This is a genomic window from Nonomuraea terrae, from assembly GCF_004348995.1.
Lineage (GTDB): Bacteria > Actinomycetota > Actinomycetes > Streptosporangiales > Streptosporangiaceae > Nonomuraea > Nonomuraea terrae.
The window spans coordinates 35393-52175 of the sequence record NZ_SMKQ01000009.1 but is presented as its reverse complement, the minus strand read 5'-3'; the positions used below and the strand labels follow the sequence as shown (position 1 = coordinate 52175).

The 16783-nt window shown below is 72.6% G+C and carries 13 protein-coding genes, 1 pseudogene and 1 riboswitch; of the genes and pseudogenes, 13 read left to right on the top strand and 1 reads right to left on the bottom strand.

Annotated elements, in window-relative coordinates; translation table 11 throughout:
* Nucleotides 1-41: 41 nt before the first annotated feature.
* The 8 genes and pseudogenes from E1286_RS05780 to E1286_RS05745 all read left to right on the top strand — a co-directional run bounded on the left by E1286_RS05780 (nt 42) and on the right by E1286_RS05745 (nt 9421).
* Nucleotides 42-1511 carry a hypothetical protein gene (locus tag E1286_RS05780; protein WP_132609434.1) on the top strand — a complete coding sequence of 490 codons (1470 nt, stop codon included), beginning with the start codon at nt 42-44 and terminating at the stop codon, nt 1509-1511.
* Between the two features lie 37 nt (nt 1512-1548).
* A complete protein-coding gene (locus E1286_RS05775) occupies nt 1549-2895 on the top strand; it encodes a hypothetical protein (protein ID WP_132609432.1) in 1347 nt (448 codons plus the stop codon).
* 61 nt (nt 2896-2956) lie between these two features.
* Nucleotides 2957-3505 (top strand): peptide deformylase, encoded by a 549-nt coding sequence (def, locus tag E1286_RS05770; protein WP_132609430.1) that lies wholly within the window; start codon nt 2957-2959, stop codon nt 3503-3505.
* 4 nt (nt 3506-3509) lie between these two features.
* Entirely contained in the window at nt 3510-4436 is a 927-nt protein-coding gene (gene fmt / locus E1286_RS05765; protein ID WP_132609428.1) for a methionyl-tRNA formyltransferase, read from the top strand.
* A gap of 313 nt (nt 4437-4749) precedes the next feature.
* Nucleotides 4750-6231 (top strand): annotated as a pseudogene (locus tag E1286_RS05760) (RsmB/NOP family class I SAM-dependent RNA methyltransferase); the annotation flags it as partial.
* Nucleotides 6232-6879: 648 nt separating this feature from the next.
* Nucleotides 6880-7872, top strand: coding sequence for a phosphatase PAP2 family protein (locus E1286_RS05755; protein WP_165969594.1), 993 nt, complete (start codon nt 6880-6882; stop codon nt 7870-7872).
* A 43-nt stretch (nt 7873-7915) separates the two neighbouring features.
* Nucleotides 7916-8581, top strand: coding sequence for a ribulose-phosphate 3-epimerase (rpe, locus tag E1286_RS05750; protein ID WP_132609422.1), 666 nt, complete (start codon nt 7916-7918; stop codon nt 8579-8581).
* 30 nt (nt 8582-8611) lie between these two features.
* Entirely contained in the window at nt 8612-9421 is an 810-nt protein-coding gene (locus tag E1286_RS05745; RefSeq protein ID WP_132609420.1) for an oxygenase MpaB family protein, read from the top strand.
* Nucleotides 9422-9520: 99 nt separating this feature from the next.
* Here the strand turns inward: E1286_RS05745 and E1286_RS05740 are convergent, their stop codons facing one another.
* On the bottom strand, nt 9521-12199 hold the full coding sequence (locus E1286_RS05740) for an RICIN domain-containing protein (RefSeq protein ID WP_187368120.1): 2679 nt from the start codon (nt 12197-12199) through the stop codon (nt 9521-9523).
* A 227-nt stretch (nt 12200-12426) separates the two neighbouring features.
* Nucleotides 12427-12557: riboswitch (FMN riboswitch) on the top strand.
* Nucleotides 12558-12662: 105 nt separating this feature from the next.
* Between E1286_RS05740 and ribD the strand changes: the two genes are divergently transcribed.
* The 5 genes from ribD to ribH are packed head-to-tail and all read left to right on the top strand — an operon-like array spanning nt 12663 to nt 16783.
* Complete coding sequence (gene ribD / locus E1286_RS05735; RefSeq protein ID WP_246074481.1) at nt 12663-13859, top strand: bifunctional diaminohydroxyphosphoribosylaminopyrimidine deaminase/5-amino-6-(5-phosphoribosylamino)uracil reductase RibD; 1197 nt, start codon at nt 12663-12665, stop codon at nt 13857-13859.
* Entirely contained in the window at nt 13859-14449 is a 591-nt protein-coding gene (locus E1286_RS05730; protein ID WP_132609418.1) for a riboflavin synthase, read from the top strand. Before ribD ends, E1286_RS05730 begins: the two co-directional genes overlap by 1 nt.
* Nucleotides 14446-15105 (top strand): nicotinamide mononucleotide transporter family protein, encoded by a 660-nt coding sequence (locus tag E1286_RS05725; protein ID WP_132609416.1) that lies wholly within the window; start codon nt 14446-14448, stop codon nt 15103-15105. The genes E1286_RS05730 and E1286_RS05725 overlap by 4 nt, the downstream gene beginning before the upstream one ends.
* Nucleotides 15102-16319: a bifunctional 3,4-dihydroxy-2-butanone-4-phosphate synthase/GTP cyclohydrolase II gene (locus E1286_RS05720; protein ID WP_132609414.1), complete on the top strand. Its 1218-nt coding sequence runs from the start codon at nt 15102-15104 to the stop codon at nt 16317-16319. The genes E1286_RS05725 and E1286_RS05720 overlap by 4 nt, the downstream gene beginning before the upstream one ends.
* The gene (gene ribH, locus E1286_RS05715) at nt 16316-16783 is read left to right on the top strand and encodes a 6,7-dimethyl-8-ribityllumazine synthase (protein ID WP_132609412.1); all 468 of its coding nucleotides are present in this window, start codon (nt 16316-16318) and stop codon (nt 16781-16783) included. The genes E1286_RS05720 and ribH overlap by 4 nt, the downstream gene beginning before the upstream one ends.

Sequence of the window (16783 nt, the reverse complement as noted above, 5' to 3'; positions counted from 1 at the left end):
CCCGATTCGCTCATCCGTTGGCCAGCCGTTAGCGTGCCTCTGTGTCGATCGAATGGGTGAACCAAGCCATCGACGACCTGCGTGCTTGGGGGAGCACGCGGGGCGTCGAGGTTGACGCGGACGAGGTCCGCCTGCTCTGCGACTACGCCAGCGACTATCTGAACGTCAACGAACTGGGTGACTTCACCCCGGAGACCTTTGACGAGCTGCTGCTGTCCATCTACCCGCGCAAGGTCATCGCGCCGCCCGAGAGCGCGTCCGAGACCGTCGCCGCGGCCCGCACACTCGTCGGCTACCTGAGCGAGGCCGGCAAGGTGAGCGCCCAGACCGCCGCGCGCATGCACGAGCGGCTCGACGACATCGCGCCGCGCATGGTCGAGGCCCTCGCCGACCCGGCGAACTTCGGCATGGCCAAGAGCCTGTTCAGCTCGATCGGTCCCGAGTCGCTCGAGCAGTCGGTCGCCATCCCCGCCGGCGAGCTGCCCGACCTGGGCGAGGCACCCTGCGACTGCCCGGGCTGCACGCCGCTGCCCGCCGTGCGGCTGGCCGAGACCGAGGAGCTGCGCGCGGGGCTCGCGACCGTGCCGATGCTGGCCGAGGAGCCGCTGCCCGCCGGCGGCGACCCGCTGAACGCCTGGTCCGAGCGCGTGGCCCGGATGCTCGACCACGACACCGGCGGCGCGGTCACCGGCTCGCCCGAGCTCGACGAGGGCCTCTACGACCTGTTCGACATGCTCTACCGCCTCCAGGTGCGGGTGCCCGTCACCGTGATCGGCGACTACCTCGACGAGATCTCCGGCGACACCCCCGCCGACCTGCCCGCCGTGCTCGACCGGCTGGTCTGGTGCGGGATGGTCGACACCGACGGCGACACGGCCGAGCTCACCCCGTACGCCCTCTGGGCGCTGCGTGCACATTACCTGGCCCTCGGCATGGACGCCCCGCTGGCCCCCGACCTGGCCGAGGCCGACGCGCACGAGCTCATCGAAGGGTTGCTCGAAGGCGTGCCCACCGAGCTGGCCGAGGCCGACATCGCCCGCTGGCTGGCCGGTCGCGATCCCGGCGAGGCCGCCGCCGAGCTGCTCGCCGCCGCCTCGGGCGCGCCCGCCGTGGCCCGCGGCATCGCCATCACCATCGTCGACCGTCTCGGCTCCGGGGCGGAGGCCCAGGTGCGCGCCTACCTCGACGACCAGGAGCTGCGGCCGCACGCCATCCACTGGCTGGCCGCGAGGGGGCTGCCCGCGCCCTCGCTCACCCAGGAGGAGCTGCTGTGGGTCAGCGTCGACATGCTCGCCCTGGCCATGCCCGCGGCCGAGGAGGACCCGGACAACTTCGCCGAGAACATGGCGGCCTCCGGCCCGCCCGCCCACGTGATCGAGGAGATGTGGCGGGTCGACCATCCCGACGTGGTCGAGGTTCTGGAGCTCCTCGGGCGCTCCATCACGGACGGCACGGTCGCCAAGGCCGCGCGCAAGGCGGCGTTCAAAGCCCGGTCCCGAGCCATCCGTTGAGTACGCTCACGTGACCGCTGTGCAGTAAGTTTCGTGGGTGGCAAACAACGTCTTCGAACTCGCCGAGCTGCGCAAGCTGATCGATGAGCAGGCCGTCGTGCCTCCGCGGCCCCTTGAGGAGACTCGCGCGGAGCGGGAGGCGCTGACGTTCCCGCCGGTCCCGCTGGCGCCCGACGCCGAGCTGGCCCGGGCGGTGCCCGAGGTGCCGCTGGTGGCCGACGCGATCCGGCTCACCGGTTGGACGGGCACCCGCGCGGTCGTCCCCGAGGGGCACCTGACGGAGGCCGACGCCGCGGCCGCCGCCGCGGAGCTCGGCGTGCCGGCCTCCCGGCTGCGCCTGATCTGGATCGTCGCGGTCAACACCGGCCTGCTGCAGATCATCGGCGGGCGCGCGTCGCGGGGGCCGCTGTCGATGCGGCTCACCGTCGAAGCCACGCTGGAGTTCTGGGACGGCGTCGTGATGGACGTCCTCGACCGCGCCGACGACGGCCTGACCGGCTCGGCCGTGGTCGACGGCCACCTGGCCGAGATGCTCGCCACGATCTACTCCGTACGCTCCGGCGTCGCCACCGCCAACCTCGCGCGCGGCATCCTGCAGTCCCACGAGGTGGCGTGCGCGCCCGGCCCGGCCGAGATGCGCAAGCTGGCCGCCGCGCTGCCGGCCGAGCTGCTGGAGGCGCTGTCGCTGCTGACGTACTGCGGGCTGGTCGAGCAGACGGCGGCGGGGCGCACCGCGCTCACCCCGCTCGGGGTGTGGGCCATCCGCCGCGACCTGCTGCGCGAGGGCCACGACGCGCCGACCACCGCCGAGGTCGAGGTCTTCGCCGACCTGTCGGCGGCCGAGCTGGTGGCGGCCCTGGTCAACGGCAGTGCCACGCAGAGCGCCGTCGCCGGGTGGCTGGAGCGCCGCTCGCCCGAGTCCGCCGCCCGCGAGCTCGTCGAGATCGCCGCGTCCGGCACCGCCGGCCAGCGCGGCGCGGTCGGCGCCATCCTGGAGGAGCTGGGGCCGGAGGCCGAGGCGCCCGTCCGGCAGGCGCTCGACCACCCGCTCATGCGCCGCTACGCCGCCTCCTGGCTGCACATCCGCGACCTCGACGCGCCGACGCTCGGCCCCGACGACCACACCTGGATCGCGGTCGACTCCCTCGCGGCCCTCATGCACATGTCAGGGCCCGCCGCCGGCCGCATCGACACGCCCGAGCCGGGCGAGGACCTGATCCGGCTGGTCGGCCAGATGCCCGCGGTCGGCCACCCCGACACGATCGCCGTGCTCGACATGCTCGCCGCCGCCCACGACGACCAGGCCGTGGTGAAGGCGGCCCGCAAGGCCGCGCTGAAGGCCCGTACGCTGGCGCACGCGCGTTCGCGGGGCGCGGGCCGGTAGAGGGTCCATACCTGCACTAAACTGGGCGGCTGATCCACGCTCGACGAACGGAGTGAACCCCTTGGCGATCCAGTCGATCCGGCTGTTCGGAGATCCGGTGCTGCGTACCCCGGCGGCCCCGGTCGTCGACTTCGACAAGGAGCTCCGCAAGCTGGTCAAAGACCTCACCGACACGATGATGGACGCCCCGGGCGCCGGCCTCGCGGCCCCGCAGATCGGCGTCGGGCTGCGCGTGTTCACCTACTACGTCGACGAGCAGCTCGGCCATCTGATCAACCCCGACCTCGACCTGTCGCCGGAGATCGACGAGGAGGGCGAGGAGGGCTGCCTGTCCTTCCCCGGCCTGTCGTTCCCGACGCCGCGCGCCATCCGCGCCGTGGCCAAGGGCTTCAACGTGTACGGCGAGCCGGTCGTGCTGGAGGGCACCGACCTGATGGCGCGCTGCTTCCAGCACGAGACCGACCATCTCGACGGCGTCCTGTTCATCGACCGCATGGACCCGAAGCAGCGCAAGCTCGCCATGAAGGCCGTCCGCGAGGCGGAGTGGAGCGGCCTGTCCGCCCCCGTGGTCAAGGCCTCGCCCCACCCGACCGGCGGAAGGGCGCTCTGAGAGCATGCGTCTGGTCTTCGCGGGCACACCCGAGACGGCGCTGCCGTCCCTGCGCACCCTGATCGACTCGCCCCGCCACGAGGTCGTGGCCGTGGTCACCCGTCCTGACGCCCAGTCGGGGCGTGGCCGAAAGGTCCACCCGTCGCCGGTGGCCGCGCTCGCCGAGGAGGCGGGCATCGAGGTGCTCCGCCCGCCCAAGGCCGGTGACCCCGCGTTCCTCGACCGGCTGCGGGCGCTGGAGCCCGACTGCTGCCCGGTGGTCGCCTACGGCGCGCTGCTGCCGCAGTCGGCGCTCGACGTGCCCCGGCACGGCTGGATCAACCTGCACTTCTCGATCCTGCCCGCCTGGCGCGGGGCCGCTCCGGTGCAGCACGCGATCCTGCACGGCGACGCGATCACGGGCGCGACCACGTTCCAGCTCGTCAAGGAGCTGGACGCCGGGCCGGTCTACGGCGTCGTGACCGAGGAGATCCGCGCCGGCGACACGAGCGGCACGCTGCTGGAGCGGCTGTCGGTCTCGGGGGCGGGGCTGCTCGCCGCCACCCTCGACGGCGTCGAGGACGGCACCCTGGAGGCCAGGCCGCAGCCCGCCGACGGCGTGACCATCGCACCCAAGATCAACGTGGACGACGCCCGGATCGACTGGGCCAAGCCCGCCATGCACGTCGACCGGCTCATCCGGGCCTGCACCCCCAACCCCGGCGCCTGGACGGAGTTCCGCGGCCAGCGGGTGAAGGTGGGGCCGGTCCGGCTGGTCACCGGCGAGCGGCTCGCGCCCGGCGAGATCATCGCGACCAAGACGACGGTGCTGGTCGGCACGGCCACCGACGCGGTGGAGCTGGGCGAGGTGCAGCCGCAGGGCAAGCGGCTGATGGGAGCGGGCGAGTGGGCCCGCGGAGTTCGCCCAGAGGGCAAAGAGGTCTTCGCGTGACGGATCGTGCCTTCTGGGGCGCGGAGGGTAATATCGAGGCCAGTCACGTACACGATGCCCGGCGGCCTGCCGTCCAGGCCGTAGGCGAAGGTTTGAGCGCATGACGACCAGAGGGCACCAGGGATCCGGAAGCGGCGACGACCGCCCGCGACGTTCCCCAGGGGCCGGTTCCGCACAGTCCCAAGGGGGTGGCGGTCCGCGGCGGTCCCAGGGAGCCGGTGGCGGTTCCGGACGCTCTCAAGGGGCCGGCGGCGGAGCGCGGCGGTCCCCAGGGGGCGGTGGCGGAGACGGGCGGGGGCCGCGGAGGCCGGCGCGCGACCCCTCGCGCAACGCGGCGTTCGACGTCCTGCGCGCCGTGGGAGAGCGTGACGCCTACGCCAACCTGCTGCTGCCGCGGCTGCTGCGTGACCGTGGCATCAAGGGGCGCGACGCCGCGCTGGCCACCGAGCTCGCCTACGGCACGCTGCGCGGCCTCGGCACGTACGACGCCGTCATCGAGATGTGCAGCGACCGGGAGCCCGACCCCGACGTGCTCGACGCGCTGCGGCTCGGCGCCCACCAGCTGCTGCGCATGCGCGTCCCGCCGCACGCGGCCGTCGGCACCACCGTCGATCTCGTACGCCTGCGCATCGGCCCCGGTGCGGCGAAGTTCGTCAACGCGGTGCTGCGCAAGATCGGCTCCAGGACGCTCGACGAGTGGCTGCCGATCATCGCGCCCGACCCGGCCGACGACCCGGTCGGCCACCTCGCCGTCGCCCACGGTCACCCCCGGTGGATCGTCTCGGCGTTCCGCGACGCGCTGGGGTCGCCCGAGGAGCTGCCCGAGCTCCTGGAGGCCGACAACGCCCGGCCCCTGGTGACGCTGGTGGCGCGTCCTGGGCGCAGCTCCGTGGAGGAGCTGGAGGCGGCCGGCACCATGCCGGGTCGCTACTCACCGTACGCCGCCTACCTGCGTGAAGGTGACCCCGGCCAGATCAAGGCCGTGGCCGAGACCCGCGCCGCCGTACAGGACGAGGCCAGCCAGCTCGTCGCCCTCGCCCTGACCCGGGTGCCGGTCGACGGCGACGGAGGCGGCGAGCTGTGGCTCGACATGTGCGCGGGCCCCGGCGGCAAGGCAGGTCTCCTCGACGCCATCGCCACCCACGGCGACCTCGCCGGCATGCGGCCCCCGGGCGGTGCCGACGCGTCAGACGAAGCTCCGGCAGCCCGCCAGGCCGGGCCCGCCGGGGTTGCCGGTGCGGCTTCAGCGGGCGCCGGCGGTGGGGTCTCCGACGTGGGCACCGGGCCTGAGGCGTTCTCCGGTGGGGCGCGGGTGCTGGCGTCCGACGCGCAGCATCACCGGGCGCGGCTGGTGTGGGAGACCACCCGGGACGCGGCCGTGATCACCGCTGACGGCACCGAGCCCGCGTGGCGGCCCGGGGTGTTCGACCGGGTCATGCTGGACGCGCCCTGCACCGGGCTGGGCGCGCTGCGGCGGCGGCCCGAGGCCCGCTGGCGGCGCGACCCTGCCGGCATCGCCGACCTGGGCAAGTTGCAGCGCAGCCTGCTCGCCGCGGCCCTCGACGCCGTACGGCCCGGCGGTGTCGTGGCGTACGTCACCTGCTCGCCGCACCTGGCGGAGACCCGGGTGGTCATCGGTGACGTGCTGGCGCGCAGGAACGACGTCGAGCAGCTCGACGCCCGCGCCTACCTGCCCGAGGTCGACGCACTCGGCGACGGGCCGCACGCCCAGTTCTGGCCCCACCGCCACGGCACCGACGCCATGTTCCTGGCCCTCCTGCGCAAGCTTCCCTGACCGGACGGTTGCGGGCGCGGCCGGGGGCTCTGGGCCGGCCGGACCCTCGGCGAGGCTCTGGTGGACCGAGCAAGCCGTGGACGGTTGATCCGGTCGGGCGCCCCGCTTCGGTCGTCCGGCGAGGCTCGGCCGGCAAGGCTTCGGCACGGTGGCCGCGCTGGCACAGGCACCGCCGGCAGCATGTCGCGCGTGGAGGAGTACGCACGTCGTCGTGCTCGACTTCGTACGGATCCCGGCGGCTCCGGGAGCGGTCTGATGGCCGCCCGGGCCCTGCCGGGTGCGGGGCCGAGGCGACCGTCGCGACGCGCAAGGCGGGCGTCGGCTGATGTGCCGGGCCCGGTGTCGGGCCTCGGAGAGGCTGTGGTGGGGGTCGAGTCGTGGACTCGCGTCGAGGATCCGGTCGGGCTTCCGCTGAGGTCCACCGGTGGCGTTCGGGGCTCAGCGTTGGCGACGTTGCCGGGCCGGTGCCGCTCCCGGGGGGCGGCGCCGGTGTCCGGGGTGCGGCGCCGGTGTCCACGGAATGTGGTAGGGGCCGGATGCCGTCCGCCGGGCCGCCGGCGGTGGCGCGGCGTGAGTGGGTGACGTGTCGGCGTGTCGTTTCGCGGTGATCTGGAACGGATGGCGGGATGGTGTGGTCAGATCGACGGCGTGGCATTTGTGGATGAATTGCGTGAGGCGGAACTCGGGGCGATCGTCTGGCTTCAGCAGTGGCCCGAGGCGGTACGGCCCGTGCTGGAGCTGGTGTCGGTGTTCGGGGCGGACGCGTTCTTCCTGCTCTGTCTGCCGGTGCTCTACTGGTGTGTCAATCCGGCGTTCGCGCTGCGGCTCGGGCTGACCGTGCTGCTGGCGGCCGCGGTGAACGCGATCGCCAAGCTCGCCTTCCACCAGCCGCGGCCGTACTGGATCGACGCCAGGGTACGGGCGATCTCCGTCGAGGACTCCTTCGGGATGCCGTCGGGGCACGCGCAGACGGGCACGGCCGCGCTCGGACGGGTCGCGGGCGAGGTGGGGCGGCCCTGGGCGTGGGTGACGGCTGGAGCGGTGATCGCTCTGGTGTGCTTGAGCCGGGTGTACCTGGGGGTGCACTTCATCTCCGACGTGGTGGTGGGTGTGGCGCTCGGGGCGGCCGTCCTGGTGGTCGTCGGGAAGGCCGAGCGGCCCGCGGTGACCTGGTGGCGGGGGCAGGCCCTGTGGGCGCAGCTGGGCGTCTCCGTGCTTCTGTCGGGCGCGCTGATCGGCGCGGCCTTGCTGGCCAACGCCCCGTACGCGGGGTGGACGCGTCCGCGGGCGTGGGGGCCCGCGGGGATGGTCGATCCCGGGAGCCTGGAGACCGTCGTCGTCATGTCGGGCGTGCTGCTCGGCACGCTGGCCGGCGCGTCGATCATGTACCGGCTGGGGTGGTTCGACGCGGGCGGGCCGCCCGCCGTGCGCACCGCCCGCTGGGCGCTGGGCATGACGGTGGCGCTGCTCATCTGGTACGCCGAACGCGAAGTGCTCCCCGAGACCCTCGCCGCCACCTACGTGAGTTACGCCCTGCTGACGCTGTGGGTGCAGGTGGGCGCGCCGTTGTTGTTCATCAAGCTGGGCCTCATGTCGCCGGCGCGGCGGCGGCGCCCCGTTCCCCACGAAGTCGCGAGGTAGCCTGCTCCGCCGGGGCCGGAGGATGTCAATAGACTGAGCCATCATGGCCGTACAGATCTCGCCCAGCATCCTCGCCGCCGACTTCGCCAGGCTGGCCGACGAGGCCGCCGCCGTGCCCAACGCCGACTGGCTGCACGTCGACGTCATGGACTACCACTTCGTGCCCAACCTGACGCTCGGGCTGCCCGTGGTGGAGGCGCTGCGCAAGGCGACCGCGACGCCCCTCGACTGCCACCTCATGATCGCCGACCCCGACCGCTGGGCGCCGCAGTACGCGGAGGCGGGGGCCGGCAGCGTGACCATCCACGCCGAGGCGGCCAGGGCCCCGATCCGCACGCTGCGCGAGATCCGCTCGCTCGGCGCCAGGGCGGGCCTCGCGCTCAACCCGGCCACCCCCGTCGATCCGTACGCCGACCTGCTCGGTGAGATCGACATGCTGCTGCTCATGACCGTCGAGCCCGGCTTCGGCGGGCAGAAGTTCCTCGACGTCGTGCTGCCGAAGGTGCGCCGGGCCCGCGAGCTCGTCGAGCGCCATGGCGGCCGGATCTGGCTGCAGGTCGACGGCGGGGTCGACGCCGGCACCATCGAGCGCTGCGCGCAGGCCGGAGCCGACGTGTTCGTGGCGGGCAGCGCCGTCTACGGCGCCTCCGACCCGCAGGCCGCCGTCGATTCCCTGCGCGCCGCGGCCAATCGTGCGCTTGCTACATGAACCCCTGCCCGTCCGGGTAGTTTCTGACGTATGGGCGACCATGGGATCTTCGGTCCCCGCTCGGTGACCTGGCGGGTGATGGGTGAGCCGATCCTGCTGGTGGGCGGCATCCGCGCGCTGCTCATGCAGGGGCTGCACCCGCGGGCGATGCGCGGCGTCCTGCAGAACTCCGCGCTTCTCGACCCCAACGAGGCCTGGTCGCGGTTCGTGCGGACCACGGAGTTCGTCCGGGTCCGTACGTACGGCAGCACCAAGGAGGTCGAGCGCGCCGGCCGCCGGGTTCGCAAGATCCACGCCACGCTCACCGCCCACGACCCCGACACCGGCGCCACGTACCGTCTGGACGAACCCGACGCGCTGCGCTGGGTGCACGTGGGCGAGGTCGACTCCTACCTGTCGGTCGCCCGGCGCGCCGGGGTGCGGCTGACCGACGACGAGGCCGACGCGTTCGTCGCTGAGTGGCGGCGGGCCGCCGAGGTGGTGGGGCTGAAGGCGGACGACGTGCCGGGGTCGGTGGCCGAGCTGCACGACTACATCGAGGCGCAGCGGCCGGGGCTGCGGTTCGTCCCCGAGGCGTCCCACCCGCTGCGGCTGTCGCTCAACGCGCCGCTGCCGCTGCTGCTGACGCCGCTCAAGCCGGCGCTGCCCGCGCTGACGTTCCTGTCGTTCGAGACGCTGCCGCGCTGGGCGAGACGTCTGTACGGCCTGCCCGCCACGCCCTTCGGCGACCTGTGGGCCACCGCCACGCTGCGCGCCCTGCACACCGGGCTCGGCCTGGTCCCCGGGCAGGTCCGCTACAGCCCCGCGGCGCGCCGGGCGCAGCGCATCATGGCCGCCTGAGTCCAAGCCACGCCGGCACGACGAGAGAGGCCCGTCATCGCGTGACGGGCCTCTCGGCGAAGGGCTCACGGACCCGCCGGGAAGCGGGTCCGGGTCAGGTCAGGACGCGCCCGACGGCAGACCGCTGGGCGCGGCCCACTTCTGGTTCGGGGCGCCGGTGCAGCTCCAGAGCTGCACCTTGGTGAAGTCGGCGGTGGAGTTGCCGGTCAGGTCGAGGCACTTGTCGGCGTGCGGGTTGACGATGTCGAAAGCGGGGGTGAAGTACCACTTCTGCGCGTCGCTGCCGTTGCAGGCGTAGAGCTGGACCCTGGCGCCGTCGCCGGTGGCGGAGTTCGCGACGTCGAGGCACTTGCCGGCGGTGCGGATGGAGCCGTCCGAGCTCACGGTCCACTGCTGGGTGGCGTCGCCCACGCAGGAGTAGAGGTCGACCGCGGTGCCGTCGGCGGTGTTGCCGCCGGCTGCGCCGATGCACTTGCCGGTGGCCCGGTTGGTGATCGTGCCGGTCGATCCGGCCGGGTAGCTCTTCAGCGTGGACTCGGTGCTGCCCGAGTCGGCGGCCTTGCCGGTGTTGTTGACCACGTGGGAGATGGTTCCCTTGCCGCCGAGCGAGACGGTGATCAGGCTGTGGAACGTCACGTCCGGCTTGTCCGGCACCTCGAAGGAGTGCGCCTCCACGACACCGGGGTTCACGTCGAAGAACGCGTAGCTGCCCAGGCCCCAGGCCTCGTGGGCGGTGACCGAGTCGGCCACCTTGTAGGCCGCGTAGCCCTTGGTGGTCCCGTTCATCCAGGCCGACTGGTTCGGCGGGTCGTAGGGGAGCTCGTTCTGGAAGAAGTACGTCCGGCCGCCGTCGCCGTTCCAGATCACCTGGTACTTCTGGTAGTGCTCGACGAACAGGCCGTACATCGTGACGTCGTCGCCGTTGACGACCAGGCCGGTGTCCGCGGTGTTGGTCGTCCAGCCCACGGTGCCGGGGTGCTCGTTGTCGGAATGGTCCGCCCGCCACAGCCACATGTGGTCGCCGATCACGTCCGAGCTGTTGATCACGAGGGACTGGGTGGCCTTGCCCGCGATCGGGCCGCCGATGCGGAAGTACACGTCGTGCAGAGACGTCGGGTTGTCCGCGTGGCTCGCGCCGGCGCCTGCCGGGCCGACCTGCATCAGCAGCGGCGACTTCGTCGTGCCGGCCTCGATGAGCAGGCCGGCGATCTTGACGCCGTCGACGTCGGCGACCGACATGGCCATGACGCCGTTGTCCGCCTGCAGGGTCGCGAGGCCGAGGCCGAGCACCACGGTGTCGGGACGGGTCACCTTGATCGTGTCGGTGAGGTGGTAGACGCCGGGCGTGAACAGCAGGTTCTTGCCCGCCTCCAGGGCCGCGTTGAGGTCGGCCGCCGTGTCGCCCGGCTTGGCGATGAAGAACTCGCCGATCGGGATCGAGGCGCCCGCCGTCGTGCCGGAGGTCCAGCTGGCGCCCTGGGCGTCGTGCCGCAGCGCGGGCACGAAGACCTGATAGTCGCCGGCCTGGTCGACGTACAGGAACGGCTTCTCGCGGGTCACCGGCGTCTTGCCGACGGTGGTGTACGACGGCGTGGGGAAGGCGGTGGCGGGCGCGCCGCTGACACCGGCGAAGACGTGGTTCCAGTTGTCGCCGGACCAGCCGCCGATCTGGGAGCCGCGGGTCAGCCACTGCTGCTGCGAGCCGGAGTTGACCCTGCCGTCGATCTTCGAGTCGGCGATGAGACCGCCGCTCGACCAGCCGCCGTCGTCGAGGGCGAGGTTGCCGCGCAGGTGCATCCGGCGGTACGGCGCGGCCTGCGAGACCGCCCAGCGGTCACTGGCGTTGGGCGGGGTGACCGAGAGGTTCTCGGCGCCCCGCCAGAAGTTCTGCGTGGCGTTGCCGTCGAACCAGTCGGCCTCGGCGTGCACGGTGCCCTTGATCGTGACGTCGTCGGGCGACAGGCCGAGGCCGAGGACCTGGGTGTAGAAGCCGACGTTCACGTTGACGTCGTAGGAGCCCGGCTTGAACAGCAGGGCGTGACGCTGGCTGCCGAACTGGTTGCGCTCCTGCTTGCCGAAGACGCTGTTGACCGCGCTCTGGATGGTGGCGGCCGGCGTCGACGGGTCGAAGACGAGGACGTTCGGGCCCAAGTCGGGGGTTCCCGGTGCCGGAGCCGGTGCGGCGGGGGCGCCCATGCTGAACGACTGCGCCGCCGATCCGTTGCAGGTGTACTGCTGGAGGCGGACGGAGTCCGCGGTCGAGGCGGCGGGGACGTCGAGGCACTTGCCGCTGAAGCGGTTGACGAAGTGGAACGACCCGTTCCCCTCGTCGACCGGCTTCCACTGCTGGTTGGCGCCGTTGGAGTAGGACCACAGCTGGATCTGGCCGCCGTCGGAGGGCGAGACGTCCTTGTCGTCCCAGACCTGCGCGGGGTTCAGGGCCGACCCGACGCGGTAGTAGCCGCTGTCGGTGGGCTGGAACCGCCAGAGCTGCGCGTCGGTGTCGTTGCAGCGGTACTGCTGGACGGCGGTGCCGTCCGCGGTCGCGGCCGCGAAGGCGTCCACGCACTTGCCGCTGTTCTTGTTGACCACGGTGGTCGAGCCGCTGGGCGGCGCGGCCGCCGCCGTGACGGGGGTGACCGTCTGGGCAGTGGCCGCCGAGGCCGGTGCGGCCGCTAGAGAGCCCATGGCCGCCAGGGCCGCTGCGGCCATGATGAGGCCGTACGACCGGATCCGCCGTCGCGAGGGTTGGATGCCCCTCGCGTACTCGGTACTCACAGAATCTCTCCTCGTCGCCACGCGCCGGGACGGCGTTCATGGCGGGGGTGTCGCTCGTTCGGACGATCTCGCATGATGGCAGGGCCGCGGCCGGCGCTCTGCGCAGTAATACGCGCTCGGCCCCGGAGACTCAGTGGCGGCGGAACGCTCTCGCCTGCGCGTACGCGGCGGTGGAGGGGCCGTCGCGGGCTCGTGGGGCGGCATGGCACACTGGTATCCGAAAGAGCTAGCGTGCTCCGGGGTCGGTGAAAGTCCGAACCGGCGGTGACAGTCCGCGACCCGGCCGATGCCATCGGCCGGTTGACCCGGTGAAATTCCGGGACCGACGGTTAAAGTCCGGATGGGAGGAAGCGCGCGCGGTGTCCGGCGTCCCAGCCGGGCGCCTGACGTGGTGCATTCGCGCATCACGATGATCCCCCGGGGCCCGCCGTGGCTTGGAGCTACTGGCGAGTAGGAGACCCGGGTGGAGATTCCGGCGCACGACGCCGCCCCCATGGCGCGCGCCGTCGAGCTGGCGCGTCTCGGCCATGGCAGCACCAGTCCCAACCCCGTCGTGGGTTGCGTCGTGCTCGACGCCGAGGGGCGGGTCGCGGGTGAGGGCTTCCACGCGTACGCGGGCGGTCCGCACGCCGAGGTCGTGGCCCTGGCGCAGGCGGGGGAGCGGGCCCGCGGCGGCACGGCGTACGTCACTCTGGAGCCCTGCGACCACACCGGCCGCACGGGGCCGTGCAGCCGGGCGCTGCTGGAGGCGGGTGTGGCCCGCGTGGTGGTCGCCGTGCCCGACCCCAACCCCAAGGCGGCGGGCGGCGCGGCTCGGCTGCGGGCCCACGGGGTCGCGGTGACCTCCGGGGTGCTCACCGAGCCGGCCGAGCGGGTCAACGAGGAGTGGCTCACCTACGCCCGGCTCGGCCGGGCCCACGTGACGTGGAAGTTCGCCGCCACGCTCGACGGCAGGTCGGCCGCCGAAGACGGCACCAGCCAGTGGATCACCTCACCCGAGGCGCGGGCCGACGTGCACCGCATGCGTGCCGGCGCCGACGCGATCATGGCGGGCGTCGGCACGGTGCTGGCCGACGACCCCCGCCTGACGGCCCGTCCAGAGAAGGCGCGTCCTGAGATGACCCGTCCTGAGATGACCCGTCCTGAGACGGCCCGTCCTGAGACGGCGGGCTCTGAGGCGGCACGCTCTGGAGCGACCCGCTCGGGGAGCGCCGTGCGCGTCCCGCTGCGCGTCGTGGTCGACACCGACGCCAGGACGCCGCAGGCGGCCCGCGTCCTCGACGACGCCGCGCCGACGCTGGTCGCGGTGGCCGAGGACGCCGGCACCGACCTCAAGGCCGACCTGCTGCGCCTGCCGCGCCACGACGGCGGCCTCGACCTGCACGCCCTGCTGCGCGAGCTGGCCGCGCGCGACGTGGTCAGCGTGTTCCTGGAGGGCGGCCCGACGCTGGCCGGCGCGTTCGTCGCGCGGGGCCTGGTCGACCGTGTGGTGGCCTACCTTGCCCCCGCGCTGCTCGGCTCCGGCCCGGCCGCGCTCGGAGCGGCCGGGGCGGGCACGATCGCCGACCTCCACCGCCTGACTTTTGACGAGATCTCACCCATGGGCCCGGATGTACGGCTGATCGCCCGGCCCGCCCTTCACCCCGGCAAGGAGCAGTGATGTTCACCGGAATCATCGAGGAAAAAGGCGACGTGGTGGCCATCGAGCACGCGGGCGGCGGAGCCCGGCTCTCGGTGCGCGGCCCGCTCGTCACCTCCGACGCCGCGCACGGCGACTCGATCGCCGTCAGCGGAGTGTGCCTCACGGTCGTGACGGTCGAGGACGACGTGTTCACCGTCGACGTGATGAAGGAGTCACTCGACCGCAGCTCCCTGGGCGCGCTGGCGGAGGGCTCGGCGGTGAACCTGGAGCGCGCCGTACGCGCCGACCAGCGCCTGGGCGGTCACATCGTGCAGGGCCACGTCGACGGCACCGCCGTGCTGCTCTCCCGCGAGCCCGGCGACAACTGGGACAATCTGCGCTTCTCGCTGCCGGAGGCGCTCGCCCGCTACGTCGCGGAGAAGGGCTCGATCGCCATCGACGGAATCAGTTTGACGGTCACGACGGTTGACGACGAAAGCTTCGGCGTGAGCCTCATCCCCACCACGCTGAAGCTGACCACCCTCGGCGACCGCCGGGTGGGCGACATGGTGAACCTCGAGGTCGACGTGATCGCGAAGTACGTGGAGAGGCTGGTGGCCAGGCAGTGAGCTGGGCCGAGGCCGGATTCGAGATATTCGGCACGCACGTGCTCTGGACCGACCTGGTCGGCAACATCGCCGCCCTGGCCACGGTCCTGCTGGCCATGCGCGCGTCGATGTGGACATGGCCGGTGCAGTTCGCCGGCTCGGTGCTGCTGTTCATCGCCTCCGTCAACGCCCAGATCACCGGCAACGCGCTCAAGCAGGCGTTGTTCGCCGGCCTGGCCGTCTACGGCTGGTGGGCCTGGCGGCGCGGCACACAGAACGGCGCGAAGCTGGCCATCCGCCCCGCGCGGTGGTGGGAGCGCTCGATGCTGATCGGCGCCCTGCTGGCGGGCACCGTCCTGGTCGGGCTGCTGTTCTACGTGACCGGGCTGTCGTGGGGCGCCCACGAGCCGCTGCCCAAGGGCGCGTTCCTGGTGGCGGCCGACGCCTACATCTTCGTCGGCAGCGCGCTGGCCACGTGGGCGCAGGGCAGGGCGCTGGTGGACTTCTGGATCGTGTGGGTGGCCGTCGACATCGTCGGGGTGCCGCTCGCGTTCAGCTCGGGCCTGGTGGTCTCCGGGGCCGTGTACGGGATCTTCTTCGTTCTGGTGGTGATCGGGTTCATGAAGTGGCTGCGTGAGTACCGGACGGCGGCCCTGGCCGTGGCGGTGGCGCGATGACGGACATCACGCTCGACCCGATCGAGCGGGCCATCGAGGACATCCGCGCCGGCAAGCCCGTCGTGGTCGTCGACGACGAGCACCGCGAGAACGAGGGCGACCTCATCTTCGCCGCGGCCAAGGCCACGCCGGAGCTGTGCTCGTTCACCATCCGTCACACCAGTGGCATGATCTGCGTGGCCATGGAGGGCAAGGAGCTCGACCGGCTGGGGCTGCCGCTCATGGTCGTGCACAACAAGGAGCGCCTGCGCACGGCGTACACGATCACCGTGGACGCCCGCGACGGCGTCACCACCGGCATCTCCGCGGCCGACCGGGCCAGGACCATCCGCACGCTCGCCGACTCCGCCACCGAGCCCAACGAGCTGGTACGCCCCGGCCACGTCTTCCCGCTGCGCTACCGCGAGGGCGGGGTGCTGGCCCGGCGCGGCCACACCGAGGCGGCCGTCGACCTGGCCAGGCTCGCCGGGTTGTCGCCGGCCGGGGCGCTGGCCGAGGTGGTCAACGACGACGGCACCATGGCCCGGCTGCCCGAGCTGCGCCGCTTCGCCGACGAGCACGACCTGGCGCTGGTCTCCATCGAGCAGCTCGTCGACTACCGCCGGCGGGCCGAGAGCATGGTCACCCGGGTCGCCGAGACGCGGCTGCCCAACGCGTACGGGATGTGGCGGGCCTACGGGTACGCCAGCGCGCTCGACGGCGGCGAGCACGTCGCGCTCGCCTTCGGCGATCTGGGCGACGGCGAGAACATCCTGGTGCGGGCGCATTCGGAGTGCCTGACCGGCGACGTGCTCGGCTCGCTGCGCTGTGACTGCGGCGTGCAGCTCGACAGCGCCATGTCGGCCATCGCGCAGGAGGGCAGGGGCGTGGTGGTCTACCTGCGCGGCCACGAGGGCCGGGGGATCGGCCTGCTGGCCAAGCTCAAGGCCTACAGCCTGCAGGACAACGGCAGCGACACCGTCGACGCCAACCTCGAGCTGGGGCTGCCGGTCGACGCGCGGGAGTTCTCCAACGCCGGGCAGATCCTGGCCGACCTCGGCGTCAAGTCGGTGCGGCTGCTCACCAACAACCCGGCCAAGCTCAAGGGCATGGACGGCTACGGCATCAAGGTCCTCGGGCGCGAGCCGATGCCCGTGGCCATGAACCCCTACAACGAGCGCTACCTCAAGGCCAAGCGGGACCGGCTTGGCCACGACATCTCGGAGGCTTCATGAGCGGGGAAGGACGTCCGGGCATCTCGGTGCCCGACGCGTCGGGGCTGACGGTGGGGATCGTGGCGGCCAGTTGGCACGCCAAGATCACTGACCAGCTGGTGTCGCGGGCGGTGCAGGCGTGCGACGACAGCGGCGCCGTGGCGACGGTGCTGCGGGTGCCGGGCTCGCTGGAGATCCCGGTGGTGGCCCAGGCGCTGGCCCGCCGCTGCGACGCGGTGGTGGCGCTGGGCGCGGTCATCCGTGGCGAGACCGCCCACTTCGACTACGTCTGCGACTCGGTGACCTCGGGGCTGACCCGGATCTCGCTGGATGAGGAGACGCCGGTCGGCAACGGCGTGCTCACGTGCGACACGATCGACCAGGCCCTCGACCGGTCCGGCATTCCGGGCAGCAAAGAGGACAAGGGGTACGAATCCACGGTTGCCGCGTTGGAGACCGCCCTCCTCCTTCGGGACCTCCGCTGA